Below are 524 nucleotides of genomic sequence, written 5' to 3' on the forward strand. Positions count from 1 at the left end.
TAAGTCACCAGGCAGGAAACCTAAGCTTTCTCCTGCTTCAACGGCTGGACGTGTTAGGACAATCCGTTTTACCCGTCCTTGTTTTAAAGCCTGAACGGCCATCATCACTGCTAAGAAAGTTTTCCCGGTACCAGCTGGTCCAATACCAAAAGTAATGGCATGTTTATTGACAGCGTGTAAATATTGACGTTGACCTACAGTTTTTGTTCGAATAGCTTTCCCTTCAAAGGTCCGGCCAATTTCCTCTTCATATAGACTTACAAAGTGGTTTAAAGTCCCACTGTTTGCCATTTTAATCGCAGTAACCACATCACGTTCACCAATTGTGATACCTGATTGTAGAATAACTTGTAATTCAGTCAGTAAATCAATCACTTGGGCAACATCCGCTTCTTGTCCGGTCACTTCAATTTGCTCATCCCTGGCAAATATTTGCACCTCAAAAGCTTGTTCAATCAAAGAAAGATTACGGTCCTCAGTACCAAATAGTTGTACGGCTAATGCTGGATTCATCAAGGCTACAT

At 42.0% G+C, this 524-nt stretch carries 1 protein-coding gene; it reads right to left on the reverse strand.

Going from position 1 to position 524, the window contains the following annotated elements; all coding sequences use genetic code 11:
* Nucleotides 1-524, reverse strand: a 524-nt coding sequence (locus ACRCJ0_RS19195; RefSeq protein ID WP_431391814.1) for a PhoH family protein, incomplete at both ends; no start/stop codon positions are given.

It is taken from the genome of Aerococcus sp. L_32 (genome assembly GCF_050689315.1).